The sequence below is a fragment of the Psychroflexus sp. ALD_RP9 genome (genome assembly GCF_017311165.1).
Classification (GTDB): Bacteria; Bacteroidota; Bacteroidia; order Flavobacteriales; family Flavobacteriaceae; genus Psychroflexus.
Genome location: NZ_CP062973.1, coordinates 2,255,204 through 2,281,006, shown reverse-complemented (window position 1 = coordinate 2,281,006; position 25,803 = coordinate 2,255,204). Strand labels below are relative to the sequence as shown.

Sequence of the window (25,803 nt, the reverse complement as noted above, 5' to 3'; positions counted from 1 at the left end):
AAAAATAGGCAACCACAGAAATTACTTCAAATTTTTTATTAATTCGTCTTATTATGTAACTGAATTAAATCTACATAATTTCTTAGTACCATTTCGTAGTCATTTTGATTCACTTCGGTAATTTCAAATTTTATTTTATCTAAATCAGATTTTGCTTTTTTGAAAGCACTGAAGTTTTTAATTTTTATTTCTTTGTATTTTAATATTCCTTTTCTAGGAGATTCAAAATAATAGATTTCACTAAAAACTTTTGCGTAAGGTTTTTCTTTGCCTAATCGTGCGTCCGATCCTCGTAATCCATAGTGTTCAAATTTAATCATCAGACTGTCTTTCATGTAAATTTTCATTTGAGTTCTCATCAACGTATCACCAAAAAACTCTGCTTCTAAGATTTCAAAATTTTGGTAATTGTATAATTTTGATTTCATAAATGCATCATTCCGTCCATTTTTTTTAAACTGATCAATAAGAACGCTTTGTTTATTTATTTTGCCGATGGTCTCTTCAGTTTTATTAATCAATCTTGATTTACAATTTACAAGTATTAAAAAGCTAGATATTAAAAGTATTATGGTGTAATTTTTCATGTTGTCTCAGAGTTTTGCTCATGTGTAAGCTTCCCGTAATTAGAACTGCTTAGTTTTCCAAAATTACATATTAAATAGCATAACTTACTCAATATCAGAAAATAAGTTAGAGGTATCAATAGATTCGGTCACCCAAGCGGAGAATTTGTCATAATCGACAGATTCTCCTTTTTTATAATCTTTCATAAGCCTTGATATTTCTGCGATTGCAGAGAATAGTAAATTTACTTTTGGGGTTAGAACTTTATCATTTGACTTATCATAACAAATTTAAGCCTATGAGTGTTTGATGTATTTCAATTCTACTATATATACTTAAGGCATTAATATAAATTTCGCTATTTCCGATTGATTCATCATTTCAATTTAGTTGTTTTATATATTATGCACAATACTTTTTGTATTTAATGTAATTTATTCTACAATTAAAAGTACATTATTGTTTACTTTATGCCTATTTGTTTATCTTTTTTTATGTGCAAAACTAATCAATGATAACTGAATAAATATCTTTAATGACTTAAGTGATTACCAAGTTATTCAATTATAAATTTAATTATATAAGTTATTTGATAAAAGTTATAATAAGGTTTTATCTCGTATAAGATTCGTAAGTAGTTATTTTCTCTTCTAAGCGTTTACTTAGATATTCGTTTTTACCCTGAAGCATTTGGTTGATTTGCTTTGCTTCTTCCCAGTAATTTTCAATTTTTTCTTTTGGCCAACATTTAGGAGGCTTTTGAAGGTTAGTGATCCTGTCAGCTAATTTAACGGTACTTACTTCTTTTGGTATTTCTTTAATCCGTTTTAAACTATCCAGCATTCTTTCTTTTTTAGAAGTTAAGTCGTTATACTTTGCCAAAGCCTTTACTCCTTGTGCTACTTCTACTCCGAATTTATCTTCTAACTCTAAATATTCTGCATCGGTATCTTCTAAAATATCATGAAGTAGTGCTAATTGTATGGCATAATTAAGGTCGAAATTATTTTTTATTTGGTGAGCCATCATAACTTCCATCGCTACATTAGAAAGGTGCCATAAATAACTCGATTCAGTTCCAGGCACTGTTTGATGCTGATGCTTTTTTGTGGCAAATTTTATAGCTTCTTGGTAAATTTCTTGAGTCATTTGTTTTTTGTAATTTTAACTTTTAAGTATTAGTCACTTTATAATTTTTATTAATAATATAGACATTTTTGTTTAACCAAGGCCGTGATTAATACAACACATATAAACTGAATAAATAGATTTAGATTCATAAGCTAAAAAAAACTTTAAATACAATTCAGAATGAAAATAATACCATTTATCGTTTTAGCATTTTTAAGCTTTGTTTCATCAGGACAAAATAAGAAATATCTTGATAATTATGATATTTCAAAAATTCTATCAACGAATTAACATTTAAAAATAAAGATAAGTTTAATAGCTTTATAAATGAATTTGAGGAAAAGAAAGGATTTCAAGTACCAAAGTTTTTAATTATAGATAATTCAGGAAAACTTTTATAACATAAATTAGATATCCATATTACAGAATGCGGTAAATGAGATGTAAACGAGTTAAGGAAGCGATATTTAAAAAAACTTCCAAAAAAAATCAGTTAAACAAATCCTTTAATGAAAAATTAGAAATACCAAATAAAAATGATTTTATAGTAATATTCATTTGGCACGAAGCATTAGACGATTATAATAAGCATACTTTTGAGACTTATCATATATGGAAAGAAAACGACAATATTAAGTTTTACTTTCTAGAATCAACCCATAAACAAAGTACTATTTATAAAATAGTATATCGTTTTATTATTCAAAATTTACCTGTTAAATTTAAATATGGTATAAGCAAAAATATAATTATTTGGTGTTGGCATTTCTAGTAAAATATGTTTTTATTATAAAAATAGCATGTATTACTGCTATCAAAAGAAATAAATATCCAAAATAATTTTTCCAGGTACCAATATCTTCAGGCTTAATGAAAAAGGTATTCATAGCCCCAACTATTGCAAAAAGAAGTGTTCTTGCTATTGTCCAATCTTGTTTTTTTGGTTTCATATAATTAATGGAGTCAATTTTTATTAAAATAATGATGTAAGAAAGCTTTCAACTTAACTTTAAATAGTGGTCAATTACTTATATTGTTTTAATTATTATTAAGACTTTTAATAGCTGAATGTATGTTTTCTTTAATTTGATTAGTATTTAAAATATGTTTTTTTAACTTGTAACGATCAACTACTTCTATTATTCGTTTTTCATTATTAATCACACAAAAATAAAAAACCCCATTATTAGTATCTCCATAATGACCAGTCAGCATTATTAGTAAAGTATATTTTTTTTTAGAAATTAAAATTTCTTCAGGTGCTTTAATAATCCATTCCGGATTTTTATATTTTTTAAAAATTATTTTTTCGAGAGTCTTATTAATCATCAAGTAGTCTTCTGACATTAAATTTAATTTATAGTAAGCACTTTTGTTAAGCTCTGATTTAAGTGTTTCTATTATAAACTGCTTCACATCGTCCCGTTCATTATACTTTGGATAACTTTCATCATTAACTTTGTAATAAATTTCAACTGAAGGTGAGACAATATGTAGACTATCTTTGTCAAAAAACTTTTTCAGCTTTTTTGGTTGAATTCCAATAACATAATCAGGATAATTGTTCTGGTTTACAGTTGAACAATTGATAGAAATTACTACTGTTATTAATAAAAGTAACTTAGCTTTTAGTCTCATTTTTTTATTTGTAATACTCAATTTTTCTTATCCAGTTATATAACTTTTCTCCATTGATAATTTTGGTTTGCTTTATCCAATTATTATTTAAATCAAACTCATATTCAAAATCAATTTCAGTTTTTTTTCCATTCTCAATATAGATAAGCTTTGTTGGAAAATCGTGTTCATTGTATGAATATTTCAGTTTAAGCGTAGGCTCATTTTGGTGATTGCTTGACACAATTTTCTTTATCATTCGTTTTTGCGAATCATATGTATATTCTTCAAAATACTTTAGAGAGTCATTTTTGTCATAATGCATAATTTTTTTAATTAAATCATTCACAAAAATTTTTCGTTCAACGTCTGAAATTTCAACTTTATCATACATATATAAGCCTTGATTATAAGTTTTTGTTTCTACAATTCTATTTTCACTATCATACCTAAAAACCTGGTAAAGAAAATCAGAACCATTTTTTGTACGCTTTTGGTTTATATGATTTTCTGTCCTTACCCATTTAAAAGGATAATGAAATATTATTTTTACTCTTCTATTTTTTTTATCGTATTCATATTTTTTACCATTTCTTTCACCATTTTCATCAAATCTTTTAATTTTAGTAAGATTACTATTTGCATCATAAAAATATTTTGAATAATTGATTTCTTTTGGGGATTTGGAACGATAATAAAGTTCTTTCTTTAAATTATTTAGGCTATCATATGATTTTGAACTAATTGAGAATGAATTATCTGAAAAAGTTGTTTTTAAATGAATCATATTTTTATGCTCGTCGTAAGAATATAGTCTTGAATATTCATTATAATCATTAATTCGTTTACCAAACTGATTATCCGTAATTTTTTGATAAATCAAGTCTCCAAGTTCATTGTAACTGTTTTCTATTCTATTAACTAAATTTTGATTTTTAAAATACCATTCAATTAAAGTTATGTTACCTTTTTCATCGAACTCTTTGTAATAATTAATATAATGTACTAGTGGTGTATTGTACCACCATATATTAAATCGACTATTTTTACCCAATTCAGGTTTCCATCCTGAATGGCCATAATCACCATACAAACCTGCTAAATTATAATTTTGACGTTCCTCATCTAAAAATTCAATCTTTTCTCTAATAGATTTCACTTTACCATAAATTGTATCAGCCGGCTGAGCTTTGATAGATAAATTGCTGAATATGAAAATTATTGAAATAAGATTTAAGCTATAAATATTCATGTAAAATTGTGATAAAGATTATTATTTTGTTTTCAATACGGTTGAAGAAATGAGTTCAATGATTTTGTAGATTATTATTTCATAAACCACTCATAACTTAGTCTTTAAAGTTATAAAATTATTTTAAATCTAAGCATTTACTATACATATTAACTAAACAATTAAATACTTTGCCTACTTAAATCAGAATTCTTTCAAGCTTTAACTCATTAAAAGTTCACTAAGTTTAAGCCAGCTAAACCTTAAAACTATGTTATTAAAGCTACAATATTTTATGCATTAAGTTAAATTCAATTAAAAATTTTAGTGTTGAAGTATTTCAAATTTTGTTAACAGCAGGCATATTGTACATTTGTTAAAAAAAACATCATGAAAATTTTAAAATCAGTATTATTCTTAGGCTTAGTTTTATCAACTACAATAGTTTCAGCTCAGCAATTTTCTAAACATTCATTAGGTTTACGATTAGGTGATGGCAATGGTTTTGGTTCAGAAATTTCTTATCAATATGGTTTATCTGAACAAAATCGTTTAGAGATAGATCTTGGCTGGAATGATGGCGATGATTTTGACGGTTTTAAACTAACAGGTGTTTACCAATGGGTTTGGAACTTAGAAGGTAATTTTAATTGGTATGCCGGTGCTGGTGCTGGTTTCGGTAGTTATGAGTATGAAGTTAACATTCCTAATTCACCAGCTTTTAATGAAGATGAAACATTTTTATTAGCTGCAGGTCAAATAGGAATAGAGTATATTTTTAGTGAAATACCGCTACAATTGTCTATCGATACTAGACCTGAGTTAGGATTTGGAGATTACAATGATGACTTAGAGTTTGACTTAGCACTCGGTATTCGTTACCAATTTTAAAATTAACTATTTAAGAAGTTTCATGCCGCTTCAAATAATTGAAGCGGTTTTTTTATGTTCGGTATTTCAGCTGTAAACCCATTAAAAAATTGCGCAAATACTGGTCTAGTAATTGGCGATATTGACTTTGTTTTGGGTTTCGCATAAATGCCGAAATTTCATTTTTAGAAACTACTAGATCAGCTTGCTTAAAAATAGAAATTAAATCTTCTGTCTTTAAAGCCAATGCAATTTTCAACTTTTTAAAAACCAAGTTATTAGTCATTGTCGATTCAGCTGCAGGCTGTTCACCTTCACGTTTACCACGTTTTAGATTGATAAATCCATTTAGAAAATGAGCTAATTTTTTATCTGGTAAATTGATATAAGACGCGTGATCTTCAGGTTTTAACCAATCACTAATTTCAGTACGTGTTGTTTTATAATCCCCTAAATCAAAAATGCGAATCATTTCATCATCAGAAAAATCAAAGGTATAGCGCAATCGCCTTAAAACATCATTATTTGTCATGTCTATTTTTAATAAATTACAAATTAAGCGAATTAGTTGATAAGAACAATTGATTTATCAAACTTAAATTCCTAAGACAAACAAGCATCAGATTTTTAAGTTTTAAAAGTAACTTTAGATTTATTAGAGTAATTTTACGACTTTTTAAATAAATGACTCACACACCACAAATCGATTTAAGAGTTTCGCCTATAATAGCTCACAATTCAAAAGCTATTATTCGTGAATTGGCAAAAAAGCTTAATTGCCCGGAACAGGAAATTTTAGCTATAAAAGTGGTTAAACGTTCTATAGACGCACGTAAACCAAACATAAAATTTCAATTAAGACTTCTCTACTCGACCAAAACACGACCAATTACTTTCCCAAAACCAAAAATTAAAAATTATAATACACTCCAAACAACTTCAACAAAGGTTCATATTATCGGAAGCGGACCAGCAGGCTTATTTGCTGCATTACGTTGTTTAGAACTCGGTCTAAAACCAATTGTAATTGAACGTGGCAAAGATGTACGCTCAAGACGTCGTGATTTAGCTAAATTAAATAAAGAGCATCACGTCAATCCAGAGTCAAATTATTGTTTTGGCGAAGGTGGTGCCGGAACTTATTCAGACGGGAAACTATACACCAGATCAGGTAAACTTGGTAGCATTAATCGTATATTAGAAACTTTTGTGCAGTTTGGTGCTGATGAAGACATCCTTGTTAATGCACATCCGCATATCGGAACCAACAAATTGCCAAAAATTATTGCTGAAATGCGTCAATGCATTATTGAAAATGGTGGAGAAATTCACTTTGATACGAAATTGACCAACTTATTTCTGAACAAGTCTCAAACAAAAATTGAAGCTATTGAACTTAACCACGATAAAACAGTTCCTATTCAGCAACTTTTACTAGCAACAGGTCATTCAGCAAGGGATATTTTTTATCTTTTAGAACAACATCAAATTAAAATTGAAGCCAAAAGTTTTGCCATGGGCGTTCGCGTAGAACATCCACAAAAATTTATAGACCAGTTGCAATACCATTCAGAAGTACGAAGTGATTATTTACCGCCGTCAAGCTACAGTTTAGTTCAGCAGATTAACGGCAAAGGTGTTTATTCTTTTTGCATGTGTCCTGGTGGTATTATTGCACCATGTGCAACTGCGCCAGGTGAAATTGTTACCAATGGTTGGTCTCCTTCAAAACGGAATAATCCTTTTGCAAACTCAGGTATTGTTATGACGGTTGATGAAGAACAATGGTCAAAATTTGAAGCCTTTGGTGAACTTAAAGCACTTAAGTTTCAAGAACATATTGAGAAGAAATGTTTTGAACTAGCTGGAAAAACACAAGCTGCTCCAGCACAGCGTTTAAAAGATTTTATAGCTAACCGAACTTCAACAGATTTACCAATATGTTCTTATCAACCTGGATTAGTTTCTGTAAATATGAATAAAATTTTTCCACGCGAAATGCATCAAAGATTACGTGAAGCCTTCATTAAATTCGATAAAAAAATGAAAGGCTTTATTCATCCTGAAGCTGTAATTGTTGCCACCGAATCACGAACATCTTCACCTGTTCGAATTCCAAGAAATCCAGAGAGCCTGCAGCACACAACAATAAAAAATTTATACCCTTGTGGTGAAGGCGCTGGTTATGCAGGCGGAATAGTTTCTGCAGCAATTGATGGCGAACGTTGTGCAGAAGCAGTTTTTAAAGCTAATTAATACTTATTTTTTAATCACCTTTTTGGTGATAATTCCTTGATCAGATTTTATTTTTAAATGGTAAACGCCTTGTGGTAAATCAGAAATATCTAGCTTATAATCTCTTTCATTATGAACGGTCTTGCTTTTTAATAAGCTTCCGTTTAAATTATAAAGGCTAAAGTTTAAAATAGCTTGAGTTGAATTTATAAATAGTTGAGATTGAACAGGGTTTGGATAAAATGAAATTAAAGCTTCATGATAATCTGAAGTATTTAAACTTGTTCCTGTATACTGAGCGATTGCAATATCAGCGGTATTTCCAGAAGTATTTCCTGAATAACCTACGATATTTATTTTCCCATTGTCATTTTGCTTTATCCCATAAGCTATTTCAATTTGATTAGAGTTAAATGACTCAAGCCTGACGCCATCACCACTATATGAAGAATCTAATGTTCCATCAGTATCAAATCTTAAACTAAGAAAATAAAACTCACCACCGGTTACAATACTACCAGCGATTAATATTTTACCATCATTTTGAACAAACATTGATCTTGGAATATCTTCGCTACCTGAATCAATATCAATTGTTATAAAACCATTGTTGGCAAAAGTGGTATCTAAAGATCCATCTGAATTGTATCTTATTAGTGTTACATTTCTACTTTCAGAAGAACTACTAGATTCTCCAACAGCTATAATTTTACCATTACTTAATTCGTGCAAACCTATAATACCAAGACCGTTATAATTAGGTATGTCGGTAATAATTTTTCCATTATTACCAAAAGTAGAATCTAGATTTCCGTTTAGACTAAGTTTTGCAACTGCAAAATCATTAGCGCCATCACCACCTACTAAAAGACTTCCATCACTAGTCTCAGTGATGGCGTAAGCTTCTTCATAATTAGCTCCAAACTGAAGTGTTTGTTTACCATCAATACTAAAATTTTGATTTAAATTACCGTTTTCATCAATAACTGCAATAGCAAATATCAAGCTTGGATTAAAACTACCTGTATCGGTAGATCCTGCAATTGCAATATTATTATTAGATAACATTACGGCATCAGCTGGCTCACAATAAGATCCTGTAAAATCAAAAAACCTTATGCCTTGATCTCCGTAAGTCTCATCTAAACTTCCATCAGAGTTTAATCGTAAAATTGTAAACTGTTCAACATCAAAAGCGCCCTCACTAAAACCAACTAATACAATTTTATTGTCAGACTGAATCAAAACATTTGTAGCTTGATCGTCTTTTGGTGAAGAAAAACCTCGAACATCTATATTTACATAACCATTTGTTCCGAAGCTTGTGTCTAAATCGCCATTTTCTAAATATCTTACAACTAAAAAATTATCATTCCCAACACTACTCCTTGAATAACCCGCAACTAGCATCTTACCGTCACTTTGGTAGGCCAAATCATGAGCTACATCTGTAAAACCGAAAATATCAGTAGTTACTTTTCCATTAACTCCAAAGGTATCATCAAGATTACCATCTTGAGCTAAAGTGTACATTGAAAATGATAAGAATAATAGACTAACAAATAAAGTTTTCATATTTTATAAAATTAGTTGACAATATTAAACTTTTTTTTAATACAAAAGACTCTCTTAAAATAAAGCTACAAAACGAAAAATCAATTTATTTTTCGCATTTTTGTAATAAAAATTAGTCTATGCCTAAAATATCACAAAAAGGCCTTCAAATGCCTGAATCGCCTATACGAAAGTTAGTTCCTTTTGCTGAATCTGCCGAAGCCGATGGCAAATCAATTTACTACTTAAATATTGGTCAGCCTGATATACCAACACCTCAAAAAGCATTAGATGCTGTTAAGAATAATGACCTTGACATATTATCCTACAGTCCATCATCTGGATTTGACACTTACAAAACAAAATTGGCCAAATACTACAAGCAAAATGGTATTAACATCACTAAAAACCAGTTAATCGTTTCAACTGGTGGCTCTGAGGCTTTAATGTTTGCTATGGGAAGTATCACAGATCCTGGCGATGAAGTTATTATACCAGAACCTTTTTATGCCAATTACAATGGTTTTGCTACTGCAGCCAACGTAACAGTAAAAGCAGTTCAATCTAAATTTGAAGATAATTTTGGTTTACCTCCAATTAGTGAATTTGAGGCCCTAATTACCGACAAAACTAAAGCTATTGTCATGTGTAATCCAGGCAACCCAACTGGCTATTTATACACAGAAGATGAAGTGAAGCAATTAGCTGATTTAGCACTTAAACATGACTTGTTTGTTATTGCTGATGAAGTTTATCGAGAATTTACGTATGACGGCGCTAAGCATACATCAATCATGACCGTTAAAGGTTTAGAAAACCACGCAATTATGGTTGATTCTGTATCTAAACGCTATAGTATGTGTGGCGCTCGAATTGGTTGCATGGTCTCAAGAAATCCTGAAGTAATGGCTACAGCTATGAAATTTGCACAAGCAAGATTGAGTCCACCAACCTTTGCTCAAATTGCTAGTGAAGCAGCTTTAGATGTCGACCAAACCTATTTTGAAAATATTAATGTTGAATATGTAAATCGCCGAGATACACTGATTGAAGCTTTAGCACAAATTGAAGGTGTAAAAGTAGCTAAACCAAGAGGTGCTTTTTATTGCATAGTAGAGTTACCAGTTGAAAATGCTGAGCATTTTGCCAAATGGCTACTATCTGATTTTGAAGTAAATGGTAAAACAGTTATGGTTGCTCCTGCTGCCGGATTCTACTCAACACCTGATACAGGTTTAAACCAAATAAGAATTGCATACGTTCTCGAAAAAGAGCATTTATTAGAAGCAGTTTCTATTTTAGAAGCTGGACTTAAAGCCTATCAAGGTGATTAATATTAAAAAAGATTATTCGCTTAAAACATTAAATACCTTTGGTATTGATGTAAAAGCGAAACAGTTTATTTCAGTTACAAAACAAGCTGAACTTCTTGAAATTCTGAGGCGATTTTACGCCTCAGAATTATTTATCTTAGGTGGTGGAAGCAATATGCTTTTAACCCAAGATATTGAAAAAACAGTAGTTCATGTCAACTTAAAAGGTATTGAAGTTGTACAAGAAACAAAAGACCACATTTGGTTAAATGTACGAGCTGGTGAAAACTGGCATAAATTTGTTTTACACTGTATCGAAAACAATTATGGCGGTTTAGAAAACTTATCTCTTATTCCTGGTAATGTTGGTACTTCACCAATTCAGAATATTGGTGCATACGGCGTCGAGCTTAAAGATAATTTTGAGTTTTGCGAGGCAATTAACGTGCAAACTTTAAATACAACCAAGTTTAGCAAAGCAGACTGTAAATTCGGTTATCGTCAATCGGTTTTTAAAAACAAATACAAGGGCCAATTTATAATTACCAATGTTTGCTTTAAGTTGACTAAACATAAGCATAATTTAAATTTAGATTATGGTGCTATTAAAACAGTCTTAGAACAAAAAAGCATACAAAACCCAAATATTAAAGACATTTCTGACGTAGTAATTGCTATAAGAAGCAGCAAGCTACCTGACCCAAAAGAACTTGGAAATTCAGGAAGTTTCTTTAAGAATCCTATTATTTCAGGCGATCATTTTAAGCAACTTCAACAAAAATTCGATTTAAAGTATTATCCTTTAGCTTCAGGCGACTATAAAATACCTGCTGGTTGGCTTATCGACCAATGCCGATTAAAAGGCTATCGCGTTGGAGATGCTGGTGTACATAAACAACAAGCCTTGGTATTGGTTAATTATGGTAATGCTTCGGGCCATGATATTTTAAATTTGGCTGAACATGTTCAAAAGCAAGTCTTTAACACTTTTAACATCGAATTAGAGCCTGAAGTCAACATCTATTAGTTGCTTTTTGTTAACTTTGCAATTATAATTTTTTAATATGATTACTAAAGTTTTATTATTAAGTTTAGCTCTATTAGGTCTCGCCGTTGCTGGTATTGCCATAAAAATATGGGGGAAAAAAGATGGCAAATTTGCTGGCACATGTGCTAGTCAAAGTCCATTTTTAAACAAAAATGGTGAAGCCTGTAGCTTTTGCGGTAAAACGCCAGACCAACAAACCGATTGCAAAGGTTCTAAATAATCTTCATTCACTTGTTTATGATTTTGCTTTTAAGTTTGCTTGGTTTTTCACTAAGCTTGTACTTATTAGTAAATCTCACATACTTTTATCTCGGCAGAAAAATAGAAGTTGGTTATTTCTCTACTGAAGAAAAATCTGTTAGCATTATCATTTGTGCTCACAATGAAGCTAAAAATCTACACAACAAACTACCGAAAATACTTCAACAAGAATTAAAGCAATTTGAAGTTGTTGTTGTTAACGATCATTCTACAGACGAAACCCTATCAGTACTAGAGAAATTTCAGTTGAAGTTTCCTCACCTAAAAATCATCAACTTAGATTATAACCAACCAAGAAAACGTCAAGCATTGTTAGCTGGTGTAGAAGCTTCAAAGTTTAATCATCTTCTATTTACAGATGCCGACTGCGAACCTTTCAGCCGAAATTGGGCAGCTTTAATGACGCAAAAATTATCTCAAGATACTCACTTAGTCTTAGGAATTTCGCCTTACAAAACAAAAGCTAGTTGGTTAAACTCACTAATTCAATTAGAAACAACCTCAACAGCAATTCAATATATTAACTTTGCGCGGCTCAAGAATGCTTATATGGGCGTAGGCCGAAATTTAGCCGTTATGAAAACAGCTTTTATAAAATATAACCAATTTGAGTTAGACCAGCATTTGCAATCTGGAGATGATGATATGTTGGTTCAACGTTTTCCGAAAAAAAATATCGATGTGCAAACTGATCAGAGAGCTTTTACTGAAAGTGAGCCAGAAACAAAATTGAAGCATTGGATTAATCAAAAAAAACGGCATTATACAACAGCACCAAATTATCGTTTTTCACAGAAGTTAGAATTAGGTGCAATAGCATTAGCCAGAGTTTCGGCATTGATAAGCATCATAGGTCTTAGCTTTACCGAATATTGGTTATTAGCAATAATTAGCTTAATTTTAACTTGGAGCTTACAAATAGCAGTTTTCATTAATTATAAAAACATCGTTAAATCTTTAAAAATCTTACTATTCTGGCCTTTTTTAGAACTGAATTTAGTTATTTTACAGCTTTATATTTTGATTTTAAATCAATTTAAACCGCCTAAACACTGGTAAACTAGTATGACAAATCAACAACTTATAGAAGCAGCAAAAAAAGGTGAACAATCGGCTTTTAAAAAGTTAATGGATAAATATTGGGATAGTGTTTATGCTTTTCAGTTAAAACGCACCAAAAATACTTATCAAGCTGAAGAAGTTTGTATTCAAAGCTTTGCACGAGCTTTCGATAAGTTAGACACCTATCAAGATCAGTTTAATTTTAAAACTTGGTTAATTACCATTTCTAAAAATATTCAAATAGATATCAATCGAAAAAAAAGTATTGAGACATCAGATTTAGATCAAAAAAATGCTAACCAAATTGTTGATATTGAACCTACTGCCGAAGACCGAATTATAACTGAACAGAATTTAACCAAATTATTAGCACACATTAAAAGTTTAAAGCCGCATTACCAAGAAGTCATACATTTGCGCTATTTTAAAGAATTAAGCTATAAAGCTATAGCAGAAGAACTTAATCAACCCATTAATAATATAAAGGTAAAATTATTACGTGCTAAAAAACTATTGGCGGAACAACTAATCCCAGAATAATATACTTTTAATATTTTATTTGTTTTTTAAATCAGCTCTACTTTTTTGGTAGAAATTGTTTTGGTAAACTTAGATTAATTTCCGAATTGGGCTTCCCAAGATTCAAATCCATTACCTAATTCAATAATGGTATCTATTTTCATGTTTTGAAGCATTGTGTTGGTTTGACCGCTTTTATTACCTGTTCTACAATAAATGAATACGGTTGAAGTCGTGTCGACAGCAGATTTTAATTGAGATTCAAAATCATCAGCTTCAAAATCTATGTTTACCGCATTTGGTAAATGTGATTCTTGAAACTCTTCTGGCGTCCTTAAATCAAGTAATAAAGTATGAGGATTATTTTCTAAAACCTGCTTAAATTTTTGTGGCTCAACAACTTCAACTTCTTGTGAAGTTGAAGTTGTACAAGCCACAGTTAAAATCAATGTACTTATTAATAGTAAATTTTTAAAAGTTATTTTCACTTTATTTATCAAATTCTTTTAAAGTTTTTATAATTATTGAAACACAATCCATAATTTGATCTTTAGTAATAACTAATGGTGGCGCAAAACGAATAATATTACCGTGAGTTGGTTTTGCTAATAGGCCGTTTTCTTTTAGTGCCATACAAATATCCCAAGCAGTTGAGCTATCTTCAGTGTCATTAATAACGATAGCATTTAACAATCCTCGTCCGCGAACAAGCTTCACTATATCAGTTGTTTCAATAAATTTATTCAATTCACTTCTAAACAAATCGCCAAGTTCACGTGCATTTTGGGCTAATTTTTCATCTCTGACCACCTCAAGTGCTTCCATAGCAACTGCAGCAGCAACAGGATTACCGCCAAATGTTGAGCCATGTTGACCAGGTTGAATAACATTCATAACAGCATCATCGGCTAAGACAGCAGAAACAGGATAAGCGCCACCTGAGAGTGCTTTACCTAAAATTAAAATATCTGGTCTTGAGTAAGTTGCATCTTGACGCTCACAGTGGCCTTGGCAATCACATTTTCCACAGACAGCTAATAAGGCTCCAGTTCTTGCAATACCTGTTTGAATTTCATCAGCCATAAACAAAACCTCATGTTGCTGGCATAATTCTTTTACTTTAGGAATAAAGTCGTCGCTAGGCGTGTAAACTCCAGCCTCACCTTGAATTGGTTCGATTAAAGCACCTGCAATATTATCATGTTCTTTTAAAACTTTCTCTAAGGCATCAGCATCATTGTAAGGTATTTTTATAAAACCAGGTGTATATGGGCCAAAATTCTTTCTAGCACCTTCATCATTACTAAATGATATGATGGTCGTTGTTCTACCGTGAAAGTTATTTTCAAATACAATAATTTGGGCATCTTGTTCTTTAATCCCTTTTTTCTCATAAGCCCATTTACGACAAATTTTGATAGCAGTTTCTACAGCTTCTGCACCAGTATTCATTGGTAATAACTTATCAAAATTGAAATAATCTGTTGCGTATTTTTCAAAAACACCTAAAACATTATTATGAAAGGCTCTTGAAGTTAAGGTAATTGTGTTGGCTTGTTTTGTCATTGCATCAACAATTCTAGGATGGCAATGTCCTTGATTTACAGCTGAATAAGCCGAAAGGAAATCGTAATATTTTTTATCTTCAACATCCCAAACAAAAACACCATCACCTTTTTTGAGTACTGCTGGTAATGGATGGTAATTATGAGCGCCATGTTTATCTTCTAATTCTATTGCTTGTGCTGAAGTTTTTACGTCTTCTACTTTCATGTAATTAATTTTAAAAATGAATTTTCACAAAAATAAACATCTAACATTCAATTTTTCGTAAAGAAATTTGAAAACTAGTTATTTTCACTAATTTAGTATTATTATAAATAAAGATGTCTTATTTAGTGCCTAAAATCATAGTTTAATGAATTTACAACTATTAATTTTGAAATACTAAAACTTGGCCATATGCAATCTGATTCAAGACGATATGCTACAAAGATTATCAATAAATTAAACAAAAACTTAGTAAGACAAGTTAATTGGAAAAGCCGGTCACTTCAATTTGTTTTAAGCTTTTTAATTGCATTAGGGCTAAGTTATGCTATTAAAGCCCCAAATTTCACAGAAGGACAAACATCAGTTCTCTTCATTTTAATATTTGCAGTTGGCTTATGGGTAACTGAAGCCATACCACCTTTTGCTGTTGGTATCTTAATTATTGGCGCCTTAGTTTTTACGATGAGTAACTTAGAGTCGGAAAATGTTAAACAATATGTTCAAACCTGGTCTGACTCTGTTATTTGGTTGTTTTTAGGTGGTTTTTTTATTGCTCAAGCCATGCAAAAAACCGCTTTAGACCAATCCTTACTCAAAATTATAGTGCCTAAATTAGGTGAAAAATCAAAATATATTTTGTTAGGATTAATGCTAATAACAGCTTTTTTATCAATGTTGATGAGTAATACAGCAACAACTGCCATGATGATTGCTAGTATTACGCCAATTACATTAAGCCTTGGTAAAGACGCACCACTTACCAAAGCTCTTTTAATTGGTATTCCGACGGCAGCTGCTATTGGTGGCATGGGAACTATTATTGGATCTGCTCCCAACGCAATTGCCGTTGGTGCTCTAGATGGTATTGGTATTCGAATTAGTTTTATGGAATGGATGCTAATTGGAGTTCCTGTGGCTTTAATTTTGATTTTTGCATTTTGGTATGGTCTTCTTAAAAAATATAAAATAAAACGTAAATCTTTAGACTTGAGTTTTTTGCAAAAAACGAAGCAGAATACAGACGAAAGCATTACAAAACCACAGGTTCGAGTAACTGTTATTATTATCTTGTCTAGCTTATTATTTTGGTTAAGCTCTCAATGGACAGGTATTCCGGTTGCTGCAGTTTCAGGTATTCCGATTGTAGGCTTAACCATGTTTGGCATATTAGATGCTGACGACATGCGAAAACTTCCTTGGGATACCTTAATGTTGGTTGCTGGTGGATTGGCATTAGGGATTGCTGTTCAACAACAAGGATTAACCGATTACTTCATCAGTTTTATTAACATTAAAGACTTCAACTTTTATATATTAGCTATTGTTTTTGCTTTAATTAGCGTTGTTTTCTCTAATATTATGAGTAACACTGCAACCACTACTATTATGGTTCCGTTAGCAATTTCAATGGCTATTTTAATTCCTGAGCAGTCTCCGAAAGTAATGCCGCTTATTATTGCGTTGAGCGCTTCTTGTGCCTTACTCCTACCCGTTTCTACACCACCAAACGCGATTGCTTATAGCACTGGAAAACTCGACCAAAAAGACTTTAGGTTTGGCGGAATTTTTATTGGCATTCTTGGTCCCATTTTAGTCAGCTTTTGGGTAATTCTAATTGAAATAATTTAATGAGAATCTCATTTTAAAAGAAATTGATGCGAATAAAGGCATAATTAAAACATTGCCTTATTTTTGCGATATGGCAAGAAGAAATAAACGTAAAGCTTTTGAAGCTGTAGAAATAATTGATGCTGGAAGTAAAGGTAAAGGTATCGCTAAAGCGCCAGATGGTCGCGTTTTAATTGTAGACCAAGTTGTCCCTGGTGATGTGGTTAATGTTCAAACCTACAAAAAACGAAAAGCTTACTACCAAGCTAAACCTACAAAAATAGTTGAAGCTTCACCTAAAAGAACTGAGCCTGTTTGCGAACATTTTGGAACATGTGGTGGTTGTAAATGGCAGAATATGGCTTACGAACATCAACTTTATTATAAAGAAAAAGAAGTCCTTGAAAATTTAAAACGTATAGGAAAAATTGAACTTCCCGAAACCCAACCGATTTTAGGAAGCCAAAAGACCTATTTCTATCGAAATAAAATGGAATTTTCATTTAGTGATAGCCGATGGTTAACTAAAAATGAAATTGAAAATAATAATACCATTACCAATAAAAATGCCTTAGGATTTCATATTCCTGGCATGTGGGATAAAATTTTAGACCTCAATCAATGTCATTTACAAGCGGACCCGAGTAACGCTATTAGAAACGGTCTTAAAGATTTTGCAACTAAACATCATTTAGATTTTTTTAATGTTCGTGAGCAAAAAGGTTTGCTTAGAACATTGATGATTAGAACTAGCTCTATTGGAGAAGTTATGGTTTTAGTTCAGTTTTTTGAAGATGATAAAGTTAATCGTGAACTGATTTTAGATTACTTAAAAAATGAGTTTCCTAGTATTACCTCACTCCTATTTGTAATCAATCAAAAAGCAAACGATACTATTTACGACCAAAACGTAATTTGTTACCATGGACGCGACCATATTTTTGAAGAAATGGAAGGCTTGAAATTTAAAATTACAGCAAAATCATTTTACCAAACTAACTCCGATCAAGCATACGAACTATATAAGATCACAAGAGAATTTGCCAGTTTAAATGGAGACGAATTGGTTTATGACCTTTATACAGGTACAGGAACTATTGCACAATTTGTAGCTAAACAAGCTAAACATGTGGTCGGCATAGAAGCTGTGCCTGAAGCAATTGAAGCCGCCAAAGAAAATGCTAATTTTAATGCCATTAATAACACAAGCTTCTTTGCAGGTGACATGAAAAAAGTCTTTACCAAATCCTTTGTAAAACAAAACGGTAAACCTGATATCATTATTACTGATCCACCAAGAGAAGGAATGCATGCCGATGTTATCGAGCAAATTAAATTTTTAAAACCAAAAACGATTGTTTACGTTAGCTGTAATTCGGCAACTCAAGCAAGAGATTTAGCTTTGCTAGATGAATTTTATAAAGTAACAAAAGTTCAACCTGTAGATATGTTTCCGCAAACGCATCATGTTGAAAATGTGGTTAAACTTGAATTACGATAAACAATGAAACAAAGGCTTCTATTTATTTTATCTATGCTAGCAGCTATTGGCTTATCAAGTTGCGAGCGTGACGACATTTGCCCAGAAAACACACCAACAACACCACGATTAATCATTCAATTTTTTGATATCAATAATCCAGAAATTCAAAAAAATATAAATGAGTTAGTCATCCAAAGTGCAGATACAAACAATGAAAATTTTATTGAATATGATAATGTTTCAGAAATCATACTACCTTTAAAGACAAGTCAAAATTCAACACGATTCTTGTTGACTATTAATGCTGATAGTGAAAACGAATCTGAGATTAATACAGACGAATTAATTTTTAACTATGCACGGCGGAATGTTTACATTAATCGTGCCTGTGGTTATAAAGTTGAATTTTTAGATTTTCAAGTTACTCAAATTGAAGAAAGCAATGAAGCTTTAGAGTGGATTAAAGCCACTGCTGTACAACAACCAAACATCGACAATGAAAACGAAACTCACCTCTTTATTTATCATTAGTCTTCTGGTTGTTAACTTTACAAGTTCAGCACAAACACAAGACTCCATTACTTACAAAGAACGTTATGGTATTACTTTTGGCGTAGATTTAAGTAAAATAGGACGTTCAATCTTAGAAGAAAATTACAATGGCGCTGAAGCTTTTATAGATTATCGCTATAATAAACGTTTATATATTGCAGCCGAGTTGGGTTATGATGATAAAATCTATACTGAAGAAAATCTAACCTCTAACACCAAAGGTGCTTACTTAAAAGCTGGTATTAATTACAATAGTTATGAAAATTGGATTGGCATGCAAAACCTGATTTATGCTGGTTTTCGTTTCGGTGCAGCTAGTTTTAGTCATGATTTAACTGAATACACAATTTACACAAGAGATACATTTTTTAATCCAGATATTAGAACTGAAGAACGTAACTTCGGTAATTTAACAGCTACTTGGGTCGAGTTAAAAGCTGGAATAAGAGTTGAAGTTTTTAAAAATATATTTCTAGGTGCAAATGTTCAATTGAAGCTTCAAACCAGTGCAACTGAGCTTAATAATTTTGACCATTTATACATTCCTGGATTTAACAGAACCTATGATTCATCAAGCATTGGTGCTGGTTGGGGCTATTCAATAAGTTATATGCTACCGCTTTATACCAAACTAAAAAAACAAGCTATCGATAACTGATTTAGTTTTGATATTTCGCTTTTTTAGAACCTTTATAAATGTCGTATCGCAATAAACGTGATTCTATACTAGCATTAAACACTTTTATTTTTCTACTCGGCCTTAGTCCTACATGTTTAATAGCACCAGACTCTAAAGGCACAATAAACCAAGCCGTTGTGTCAGGATAATTTTGTTTTAAAGTATCTCCAACACTTGAGTAAAACCGAGGAACTTCAACTGGTAAACGCTCGCCATAAGGTGGATTAAATAACATAAACAAATGACGGTCTGCAAGCTTTTCAGTTGTAAAAAAATCGGCTTGTTCTACAGAAATAAATTCAGTTAAATTTGCATTTTCGATATTTTCTTGAGCTTTTGAAAGTGTAACACCAGACAAATCATAACCCTTTATTTTGAAGTGAAAAGGTCTCATCTTTTTCAAAGTAGAATCTTTAATTTTTTCAAAAAAATCTTCGTTGAAGTTATTCCACTTCATAAAAGCAAAGTTCTCACGATTGATATTTGCTGGGATTTGACAAGCGATCATTGCTGCTTCTATTAAAATAGTACCACTACCACACATTGGGTCTAAAAAGTCGCATTGTCCATCCCAACCCGAAGCCAATAATAAACTGGCCGCTAAAACTTCATTAAGTGGTGCAATGTTGGTCGATTTTCTGTAACCACGTTTAAATAAAGGTTCGCCAGATGTATTTAAACTTAAATTACACGTGTTTCTATCTATATGAACGTTTAAACGAACATCAGGTTCATTGGTATCTATATTTGGTCGTGTACCAAATTTATCTCTAAATCGGTCTACAATAGCATCTTTTGCTCTAAAAACAACGTATCTTGAATGCGTAAATATGTCTGAATTAACGGTAGAATCAATTGCAAAACTGCCGTTTTTATCAACGAAATCTTCCCATGGGAATTCATAAACAGATTGATAAAAATCTTGTTCTTTAAAGATTTTGAAATTTAAGATGGGCTTTAAAACACTTACAGCTGTTCTTAAACTTAAGTTAGCTTTGTACATAAAGCCTAAATCACCCATAAATCTAACATGACGCACTCCTTCTGAAACATTCATAGCTCCTAGATTTCTAAGTTCTTTAGCTAAAATTGACTCAAAACCGTGGAGACATTTGGCCGTCATTTCAAAATTTTCCATATTACGTCTAATTTTGCGCGAAAATACGTTAATTAAAATTAAAAATTGTCTTCATTGATTATTGTTAGTCATCAATAAAATAAACAAAAAATTGACTTACCAGTAATCATAAAAATGAACTAAATTTGTCGGCATGTCTAAAATAAATCCTGAATGGTACAAAGCTTGGTTTAACTCTGAGTACTACCATATTCTATATAATAATCGCAACCAAACTGAAGCACATGCTTTCGTAAAAAAATTATTTGAATATCTTAATTTGCCTAAAGCAGCTAAAGTTCTTGATTTAGCTTGTGGCCGTGGACGTCATGCACAATTTATCGCCCATCTTGGTTACGACGTCCTTGGCATTGATTTGTCTGAAAACAACATAAAATTTGCTCAAACTCATGCTCATGAACATCTAAAGTTTAAAGTACATGACATGACAATTCCTTTACAAACTAATTTTGATGCGGTACTCAACTTGTTTACCAGCTTTGGCTATTTTGAATCAACACAACAAAACTTCAATACCCTTAAAGCCATCAAACAAAATTTAAAACCTAATGGTATTGGTGTAATTGATTTTTTAAATGAAGCATACTTACGCGAACATCTCATACCAAGCTCGACTGTAGAAAAAAATAATTTAACCTTCCATATTAAACGCTGGATAGAAGATAGTTTTGTTTACAAAGAAATTAGATTTACACATGAATCTCAAAACTATTGTTTTTATGAACGCGTTAAATTAATCACTAAAAAAGAATTTGAAGCTTATTTTAAAGAGCTTGATTTAAAAATTACCGCTAAATTTGGCAACTATAATTTAGATGATTTTGATTTTGAAAATTCAGAACGTCTCATTTTAGTTTATCAAGCATGAGTTTAATCTTACCTATTATTGCGGCTATTGTTGGGTTTATAGTCGCCTTTTTTTTACACAAGAAGCAAGTTGGTGTAAACTTACTTTTAGCCTTTAGTGGTGCCTTTTTACTTTCGGTAACTGTGTTAGAGTTTTTACCTTCAATTTATGCCTCTGAGATTTCAAACATCGGTTTGTATATCTTAGTTGGCTTGCTATTGCAAATTATTTTAGAATACCTTTCAGGTGGCGCTGAACATGGACATTTACATCACGATAAGCAAGCAAAAAAATTCCCATGGGTTTTGTTTTTAAGTTTGTCTATTCACGCACTTATAGAAGGCATACCGCTTCACCACAACCATCATTTACTTGTAGCAGTTGTAATACACAAAATACCTATTGCCATCATCATTGCCTCATTTTTATTTCAAACTCGATTAAGCACATTTAAAATCGGTGTGTTTCTGCTAGCTTTTGCACTTATGACGCCTTTAGGTAGCTTTTTACAGCAAAATTATACGATATTTAATACCTATAGCACTTATTTAAATGCAGTTGTAGTTGGTATATTTTTACATGTTTCAACGACAATTTTATTCGAATCGTCTCGTGACCATAAATTTAACCTTTCTAAATTTGGAATTATTTTGCTTGGTATTGGCATTGCTCTGCTGATTTAATAGATTAACTGAATAAAAAAGTAAAGCTATTTAATTTGGCAGCTTCAACTGAAATAAGAATTAAAAACACTTACATCTCTTTTCTTTTAAATTTTGAAATACAAGTTATCAACTGAAGTAATCTATGCTTTATTCAACCTTAAACCTAATGAATAAGATGTACAAGATTTGCCAAAAAGTTGAAATTACCGAGATATTTAAAGTTTCATTTTCATCATTAATATAACTCATAAATTAAGTGAGCAAGCCAAGTAGATTAAGTAAAAGTAATATTAGAAATGTCATAAAATGAGTGAGCGATAAACCGATAGTTGATCAATCAGCTTTTAAAATTACGATATCAACAAAAATTATATATTTACCATTATAAAGTATAAAATGAAAACATACGATATTGCTATTATTGGTAGCGGGCCATCTGGAGCAAGTGCCGCCTTCGAGGCTGCGAAAAAAGGGCTAAAAACAGTAATCATTGAAAAAGAACAACTACCACGTTATAAAACATGTGGTGGTGGATTTGTTTTCAGGGGAAGACGAAATATGCCTTTTGATGTTTCGAGCGCTGTAGAACGTGAATTCTTTGATGTTGATATTCGTTTTGATGCTAAAAAATTAGCACTAAATACCGTCCGTAAAAACCCAATCATCAGTATGATTATGCGAGATGAATTTGATTATCTCATTGTACAAAATGCGGAAGAATTAGGCGTAGAAGTGCTACAAGGTGAAAAACTTCTTGCTTTAGATTTTCAAAACGATTTCACTATATTAACCACAACTAATAAAAAAATTCAGGCTAAATTCATTATCGCTGCCGATGGTGCTTTAAGTCCGACTGCAAAATTAGCCGGTTGGGAAGAGTCACGACTTATGTGTCCTGCCTTAGAATACGAAATTAAAGTACCTAATAAAGATTTTGAGCGCCTCTCTAAGTCTGCTAGATTTGATATTGATGTCGTGCCTTTTGGCTATGGTTGGAGTTTTCCTAAAAAAAATCACCTTTCTGTTGGCGTGGGTAATTTTACCAAATCAACTAAAAAAATCAACTTAAAAGAAAATTACCGTGATTACTTGAAAATTCTGGGAATAGAAACTGTTTTAGAGGAACAAGCACACGGCTTCATTATTCCAATTTCACCTAGAAAAGATGGTTTTATAAAACAAAATGTATTTTTAATTGGAGATGCTGCTGGCTTTGCAGACCCATTAACTGCTGAAGGAATTTCTAATGCTATTTATAGTGGTAAGCTAGTAGCTGAAGCGATTGCAGAAAGTAACTTGAGTTTAAGTAAAGCCAAAGTACTTTACAACAACAAATTAAATGATAAGCTAATACCTGAACTAGAATTAGGAGTTAAACTTGCAGCTTTATTTTATGAAAATAGAAAGCTTCGTAATTTATTGTTAAAAAAATATGGTCAGCGTGCAGCAGAATATATGACCGATATTTTTATGGGAGATCGAACCTATCCACATAATTTTAAAGAAAAAGTAAAGCAAAAACTGAAGGTGTCTTTATTTTAAATATGTCGTTATTCGCTTTTTATATTTGCAATAAAGGTAGTGATGTTTTTTTCTTTAGGAATTGCTAGCTTCTTTTTGAGTCGGTATTTATGTTGATTAACAGATTTAGGTGAAATACTTAAAAAATCAGCAATCTGTTTAGTTGAATACTTCTGACGAATTAAAACACAATATAATAAATCTTGCTCGGTTAAATTAGGATTGGTTTTATGTAGCAGTTGCATGAAATTAGGCGAAATGGATTCAAAAACTTCTTTTAAGCTATTATTGTGTTTTTTTATAATCTCATCTGTTTGAAGCTTTTTCAGTAAATGACTGGCATCATTAACACTTTCGTCTTTCAAGGCTGAAACCACTTCGTTTAATAAATTAATACTCGATTGTTTTTCTAGCTGAGCAGATTCAACCTGGTTTTGCTTTTGTTGTAGTTTGAGTTTTAGAAGTTCTTTACTTTTAAGTTCATTTTCGTAAGCCAACTTCAACATTTTTTCTGCTTGTTCTTTTTTTAGAATGAGCTCTTCTTTTAATTTTTGCTCGGTTTTGAGTTTGTAATGTTCGGTTTCTTTTAGTTGTAACTTTGCAAGCAAAATTTGCTTCTGTTTTCTTTTGTAGAAAAAATAAAATAGGAGACTAACTCCTGCAAAGCAAATTAAAATACTCAAGATTCTATTCTGATAGGATTGTTCTTGGTTTAACAGGTTTAAGTTTGCTAACTCTTGTTCTTTTTGGTAATTGGTTAAATATAACTTTAGATTTTGTTTAGTTTGTTCTTGAGTTATTAAGTTTTTTTGACGCTCAAAATTATTTTGAAGATGATTGTACTTTAATAAGCTATCGATTTTGTTATGGTCTGCGTAATATTCTATAAGGGTATTTGTAATTTTTATTTGGTTTTGCAAATCTTCTTCTTTGAGAAAAACTGTTAAACTATCAATAATTTGCTTTTTTGAAAATCTATAGTTTGAAGCTGTAGATAAGACTTCAAGTTGATGGCTTTGTAATATTTTAAAAGCCAACAGCCAAGCTTTTGTTTGATGAAGTTTACGTTTATTTTTATGAAAATAATCTATGTGGCTATATAGATGTTCAATTGCAATATATGGTTTTTCAGTCGAGTATATTTCAGCTTTTAGTCTTTCAACAAAATGGTACCTTGAAATATTTCCTACAATATTATATATACTTTGCGCATTTTCTAAATATTGAAGAGCTCTTTTAGAATCATCATAAAGCTGGTTTATGGCTAGAGCTTTATATTCATAACCAACAGCTAAGCCAATTTTGTGCTTAAATTCTGGTAAAAAAGTATTAATTGCCGAATCTGCATATATTTCAGAATTTTTATAATCTTCAATTTCATAATAACGCATACTTAAAGACTTAAAAACGTGACCTCTTTTCAATCGACTTATTGGATACTTTAATTTTTTAGTTAAGTTTAACGCTTTTAATAAATAGTAAATAGAAGTATTATAATCATCAGCATACTCTGCACATTTTGATAACTTAAGCGAATGATTATACAAATCTATTGTATAAGCGGTATCTTTATTTGATGATTGACTGTACTCATTTAAATAATTACACGCTTTAAAATTGCCGTATTTATTATTATAATAAGCAAACTTAATGTTGATAAAGTCTATGTTATTTTTTATTTCAGGGAAAGTTGCTTCAATTCGTTTAATAACTAGATCTATATATTTATAAAAATCTTTATTATTCCCTAAAATAACTTTATGAAGCATATGCCCCAACTCATTTAATCTTTGTTTTTTTTCAATTTTAGAAGTAAAAGTACTCAGATATAAATTAAAGTGTTTTTCACGATTTACTGAATCACAAAATGCGCTATATAAAAAAGGATGAATTTGTTTTATTTTTTCTTTACGAGATAATTGATTAAATACTTCAATAGAAAGTTGGTCTTCACAATTTGGATTAGTAAATGACTTCCATGGAAGAATAAAGAGTATAATGTAAACGAAATAAATTACCAATTTCATACATCAAATATATACTTTTTTAAGATCCGAATTTCCATTAATCTAGAATTTACAGACTTTTTGAAGCATTGTAGACCGATTGTAGACTATTAAAAATAGTTG

The 25,803-nt window shown here is 31.1% G+C and carries 25 protein-coding genes; 14 read left to right on the top strand and 11 right to left on the bottom strand.

Annotated elements, in window-relative coordinates; all coding sequences use genetic code 11:
* Nucleotides 1–38: 38 nt before the first annotated feature.
* The 5 genes from IMZ30_RS10730 to IMZ30_RS10710 form a co-directional block, all read right to left on the bottom strand.
* Nucleotides 39–587 (bottom strand): hypothetical protein, encoded by a 549-nt coding sequence (locus IMZ30_RS10730; protein ID WP_207038299.1) that lies wholly within the window; start codon nucleotides 585–587, stop codon nucleotides 39–41.
* A gap of 592 nt (nucleotides 588–1,179) precedes the next feature.
* On the bottom strand, nucleotides 1,180–1,716 hold the full coding sequence (locus IMZ30_RS10725; RefSeq protein WP_207038298.1) for an HD domain-containing protein: 537 nt from the start codon (nucleotides 1,714–1,716) through the stop codon (nucleotides 1,180–1,182).
* Nucleotides 1,717–2,447: 731 nt separating this feature from the next.
* Entirely contained in the window at nucleotides 2,448–2,648 is a 201-nt protein-coding gene (locus tag IMZ30_RS10720) for a hypothetical protein (protein WP_207038297.1), read from the bottom strand.
* Nucleotides 2,649–2,736: 88 nt separating this feature from the next.
* Nucleotides 2,737–3,336, bottom strand: a complete 600-nt coding sequence (locus IMZ30_RS10715) for a hypothetical protein (protein WP_207038296.1) — start codon at nucleotides 3,334–3,336, stop codon at nucleotides 2,737–2,739.
* Between the two features lie 4 nt (nucleotides 3,337–3,340).
* Nucleotides 3,341–4,474 carry a hypothetical protein gene (locus tag IMZ30_RS10710; RefSeq protein ID WP_207038295.1) on the bottom strand — a complete coding sequence of 378 codons (1,134 nt, stop codon included), beginning with the start codon at nucleotides 4,472–4,474 and terminating at the stop codon, nucleotides 3,341–3,343.
* A 462-nt stretch (nucleotides 4,475–4,936) separates the two neighbouring features.
* Here IMZ30_RS10710 and IMZ30_RS10705 point away from each other — a divergent pair, with 462 nt between their 5' ends.
* On the top strand, nucleotides 4,937–5,437 hold the full coding sequence (locus tag IMZ30_RS10705) for an outer membrane protein (RefSeq protein ID WP_207038294.1): 501 nt from the start codon (nucleotides 4,937–4,939) through the stop codon (nucleotides 5,435–5,437).
* Between the two features lie 52 nt (nucleotides 5,438–5,489).
* Here IMZ30_RS10705 and IMZ30_RS10700 read toward each other — a convergent pair whose 3' ends face one another.
* Nucleotides 5,490–5,948, bottom strand: coding sequence for a DUF1456 family protein (locus IMZ30_RS10700; protein WP_207038293.1), 459 nt, complete (start codon nucleotides 5,946–5,948; stop codon nucleotides 5,490–5,492).
* Between the two features lie 152 nt (nucleotides 5,949–6,100).
* On the opposite strand from IMZ30_RS10700, the gene IMZ30_RS10695 reads away from it, so the two are divergent.
* Complete coding sequence (locus IMZ30_RS10695; RefSeq protein WP_207038292.1) at nucleotides 6,101–7,672, top strand: NAD(P)/FAD-dependent oxidoreductase; 1,572 nt, start codon at nucleotides 6,101–6,103, stop codon at nucleotides 7,670–7,672.
* A gap of 3 nt (nucleotides 7,673–7,675) precedes the next feature.
* On the opposite strand, the gene IMZ30_RS10690 is transcribed toward IMZ30_RS10695, so the two are convergent.
* A complete protein-coding gene (locus IMZ30_RS10690) occupies nucleotides 7,676–9,226 on the bottom strand; it encodes a T9SS type A sorting domain-containing protein (RefSeq protein WP_207038291.1) in 1,551 nt (516 codons plus the stop codon).
* Nucleotides 9,227–9,345: 119 nt separating this feature from the next.
* Here IMZ30_RS10690 and IMZ30_RS10685 point away from each other — a divergent pair, with 119 nt between their 5' ends.
* Genes IMZ30_RS10685 through IMZ30_RS10665 form a run of 5 tightly spaced genes read left to right on the top strand, consistent with a single transcriptional unit; the run spans nucleotide 9,346 to nucleotide 13,429 of the window.
* Nucleotides 9,346–10,539, top strand: coding sequence for a pyridoxal phosphate-dependent aminotransferase (locus IMZ30_RS10685; protein WP_207038290.1), 1,194 nt, complete (start codon nucleotides 9,346–9,348; stop codon nucleotides 10,537–10,539).
* Complete coding sequence (gene murB / locus IMZ30_RS10680; protein WP_207039719.1) at nucleotides 10,535–11,545, top strand: UDP-N-acetylmuramate dehydrogenase; 1,011 nt, start codon at nucleotides 10,535–10,537, stop codon at nucleotides 11,543–11,545. Before IMZ30_RS10685 ends, murB begins: the two co-directional genes overlap by 5 nt.
* Nucleotides 11,546–11,582: 37 nt before the next feature.
* Nucleotides 11,583–11,786, top strand: coding sequence for a membrane or secreted protein (locus IMZ30_RS10675; RefSeq protein ID WP_207038289.1), 204 nt, complete (start codon nucleotides 11,583–11,585; stop codon nucleotides 11,784–11,786).
* A gap of 56 nt (nucleotides 11,787–11,842) precedes the next feature.
* Nucleotides 11,843–12,886, top strand: coding sequence for a glycosyltransferase (locus IMZ30_RS10670; protein ID WP_207038288.1), 1,044 nt, complete (start codon nucleotides 11,843–11,845; stop codon nucleotides 12,884–12,886).
* Nucleotides 12,887–12,892: 6 nt separating this feature from the next.
* Complete coding sequence (locus tag IMZ30_RS10665) at nucleotides 12,893–13,429, top strand: RNA polymerase sigma factor (protein WP_207038287.1); 537 nt, start codon at nucleotides 12,893–12,895, stop codon at nucleotides 13,427–13,429.
* Nucleotides 13,430–13,503: 74 nt separating this feature from the next.
* On the opposite strand, the gene IMZ30_RS10660 is transcribed toward IMZ30_RS10665, so the two are convergent.
* Together IMZ30_RS10660 and rocD are read right to left on the bottom strand one after the other, a co-directional pair.
* Nucleotides 13,504–13,896 (bottom strand): rhodanese-like domain-containing protein, encoded by a 393-nt coding sequence (locus IMZ30_RS10660; RefSeq protein ID WP_207038286.1) that lies wholly within the window; start codon nucleotides 13,894–13,896, stop codon nucleotides 13,504–13,506.
* Nucleotide 13,897: 1 nt separating this feature from the next.
* Complete coding sequence (rocD, locus tag IMZ30_RS10655; protein ID WP_207038285.1) at nucleotides 13,898–15,181, bottom strand: ornithine--oxo-acid transaminase; 1,284 nt, start codon at nucleotides 15,179–15,181, stop codon at nucleotides 13,898–13,900.
* 189 nt (nucleotides 15,182–15,370) lie between these two features.
* Here rocD and IMZ30_RS10650 point away from each other — a divergent pair, with 189 nt between their 5' ends.
* From IMZ30_RS10650 to IMZ30_RS10635, 4 genes are all read left to right on the top strand, one after another.
* Nucleotides 15,371–16,810 (top strand): SLC13 family permease, encoded by a 1,440-nt coding sequence (locus IMZ30_RS10650; RefSeq protein WP_207038284.1) that lies wholly within the window; start codon nucleotides 15,371–15,373, stop codon nucleotides 16,808–16,810.
* Nucleotides 16,811–16,880: 70 nt separating this feature from the next.
* Complete coding sequence (gene rlmD, locus IMZ30_RS10645; protein WP_207038283.1) at nucleotides 16,881–18,290, top strand: 23S rRNA (uracil(1939)-C(5))-methyltransferase RlmD; 1,410 nt, start codon at nucleotides 16,881–16,883, stop codon at nucleotides 18,288–18,290.
* Between the two features lie 3 nt (nucleotides 18,291–18,293).
* Nucleotides 18,294–18,803, top strand: coding sequence for a DUF6452 family protein (locus tag IMZ30_RS10640; RefSeq protein ID WP_207038282.1), 510 nt, complete (start codon nucleotides 18,294–18,296; stop codon nucleotides 18,801–18,803).
* Nucleotides 18,769–19,482 carry a DUF6048 family protein gene (locus IMZ30_RS10635; RefSeq protein ID WP_207038281.1) on the top strand — a complete coding sequence of 238 codons (714 nt, stop codon included), beginning with the start codon at nucleotides 18,769–18,771 and terminating at the stop codon, nucleotides 19,480–19,482. The genes IMZ30_RS10640 and IMZ30_RS10635 overlap by 35 nt, the downstream gene beginning before the upstream one ends.
* 1 nt (nucleotide 19,483) lies before the next feature.
* On the opposite strand, the gene IMZ30_RS10630 is transcribed toward IMZ30_RS10635, so the two are convergent.
* Entirely contained in the window at nucleotides 19,484–20,641 is a 1,158-nt protein-coding gene (locus tag IMZ30_RS10630) for a class I SAM-dependent RNA methyltransferase (protein ID WP_207038280.1), read from the bottom strand.
* Nucleotides 20,642–20,774: 133 nt separating this feature from the next.
* Here IMZ30_RS10630 and IMZ30_RS10625 point away from each other — a divergent pair, with 133 nt between their 5' ends.
* The 3 genes from IMZ30_RS10625 (at nucleotide 20,775) to IMZ30_RS10615 (ending at nucleotide 23,695) form a co-directional block, all read left to right on the top strand.
* Entirely contained in the window at nucleotides 20,775–21,509 is a 735-nt protein-coding gene (locus IMZ30_RS10625) for a class I SAM-dependent methyltransferase (RefSeq protein WP_207038279.1), read from the top strand.
* Nucleotides 21,506–22,171 carry a ZIP family metal transporter gene (locus IMZ30_RS10620; protein WP_207038278.1) on the top strand — a complete coding sequence of 222 codons (666 nt, stop codon included), beginning with the start codon at nucleotides 21,506–21,508 and terminating at the stop codon, nucleotides 22,169–22,171. The genes IMZ30_RS10625 and IMZ30_RS10620 overlap by 4 nt, the downstream gene beginning before the upstream one ends.
* 339 nt (nucleotides 22,172–22,510) lie before the next feature.
* On the top strand, nucleotides 22,511–23,695 hold the full coding sequence (locus tag IMZ30_RS10615) for a geranylgeranyl reductase family protein (RefSeq protein ID WP_317194400.1): 1,185 nt from the start codon (nucleotides 22,511–22,513) through the stop codon (nucleotides 23,693–23,695).
* Between the two features lie 8 nt (nucleotides 23,696–23,703).
* Here the strand turns inward: IMZ30_RS10615 and IMZ30_RS10610 are convergent, their stop codons facing one another.
* Nucleotides 23,704–25,701 (bottom strand): LuxR C-terminal-related transcriptional regulator, encoded by a 1,998-nt coding sequence (locus tag IMZ30_RS10610; RefSeq protein WP_207038276.1) that lies wholly within the window; start codon nucleotides 25,699–25,701, stop codon nucleotides 23,704–23,706.
* Nucleotides 25,702–25,803 lie beyond the last annotated feature (102 nt).

What these genes read in the sequence shown, in the direction of transcription:
- IMZ30_RS10705 (WP_207038294.1), top strand. Translation starts at nt 4,937, where the DNA reads ATGAAAATTTTAAAATCAGTATTATTCTTAGGCTTAGTTTTATCAACT.
- IMZ30_RS10695 (WP_207038292.1), top strand. Translation starts at nt 6,101, where the DNA reads ATGACTCACACACCACAAATCGATTTAAGAGTTTCGCCTATAATAGCT.
- IMZ30_RS10720 (WP_207038297.1), bottom strand. Translation starts at nt 2,648, where the DNA reads ATGAAACCAAAAAAACAAGATTGGACAATAGCAAGAACACTTCTTTTT.
- IMZ30_RS10635 (WP_207038281.1), top strand. Translation starts at nt 18,769, where the DNA reads ATGAAAACGAAACTCACCTCTTTATTTATCATTAGTCTTCTGGTTGTT.
- IMZ30_RS10690 (WP_207038291.1), bottom strand. Translation starts at nt 9,226, where the DNA reads ATGAAAACTTTATTTGTTAGTCTATTATTCTTATCATTTTCAATGTAC.
- IMZ30_RS10630 (WP_207038280.1), bottom strand. Translation starts at nt 20,641, where the DNA reads ATGGAAAATTTTGAAATGACGGCCAAATGTCTCCACGGTTTTGAGTCA.
- IMZ30_RS10715 (WP_207038296.1), bottom strand. Translation starts at nt 3,336, where the DNA reads ATGAGACTAAAAGCTAAGTTACTTTTATTAATAACAGTAGTAATTTCT.
- IMZ30_RS10685 (WP_207038290.1), top strand. Translation starts at nt 9,346, where the DNA reads ATGCCTAAAATATCACAAAAAGGCCTTCAAATGCCTGAATCGCCTATA.
- IMZ30_RS10650 (WP_207038284.1), top strand. Translation starts at nt 15,371, where the DNA reads ATGCAATCTGATTCAAGACGATATGCTACAAAGATTATCAATAAATTA.
- IMZ30_RS10610 (WP_207038276.1), bottom strand. Translation starts at nt 25,701, where the DNA reads ATGAAATTGGTAATTTATTTCGTTTACATTATACTCTTTATTCTTCCA.
- IMZ30_RS10675 (WP_207038289.1), top strand. Translation starts at nt 11,583, where the DNA reads ATGATTACTAAAGTTTTATTATTAAGTTTAGCTCTATTAGGTCTCGCC.
- rocD (WP_207038285.1), bottom strand. Translation starts at nt 15,181, where the DNA reads ATGAAAGTAGAAGACGTAAAAACTTCAGCACAAGCAATAGAATTAGAA.
- IMZ30_RS10665 (WP_207038287.1), top strand. Translation starts at nt 12,893, where the DNA reads ATGACAAATCAACAACTTATAGAAGCAGCAAAAAAAGGTGAACAATCG.
- IMZ30_RS10625 (WP_207038279.1), top strand. Translation starts at nt 20,775, where the DNA reads ATGTCTAAAATAAATCCTGAATGGTACAAAGCTTGGTTTAACTCTGAG.
- rlmD (WP_207038283.1), top strand. Translation starts at nt 16,881, where the DNA reads ATGGCAAGAAGAAATAAACGTAAAGCTTTTGAAGCTGTAGAAATAATT.
- IMZ30_RS10700 (WP_207038293.1), bottom strand. Translation starts at nt 5,948, where the DNA reads ATGACAAATAATGATGTTTTAAGGCGATTGCGCTATACCTTTGATTTT.
- IMZ30_RS10640 (WP_207038282.1), top strand. Translation starts at nt 18,294, where the DNA reads ATGAAACAAAGGCTTCTATTTATTTTATCTATGCTAGCAGCTATTGGC.
- IMZ30_RS10620 (WP_207038278.1), top strand. Translation starts at nt 21,506, where the DNA reads ATGAGTTTAATCTTACCTATTATTGCGGCTATTGTTGGGTTTATAGTC.
- IMZ30_RS10725 (WP_207038298.1), bottom strand. Translation starts at nt 1,716, where the DNA reads ATGACTCAAGAAATTTACCAAGAAGCTATAAAATTTGCCACAAAAAAG.
- IMZ30_RS10730 (WP_207038299.1), bottom strand. Translation starts at nt 587, where the DNA reads ATGAAAAATTACACCATAATACTTTTAATATCTAGCTTTTTAATACTT.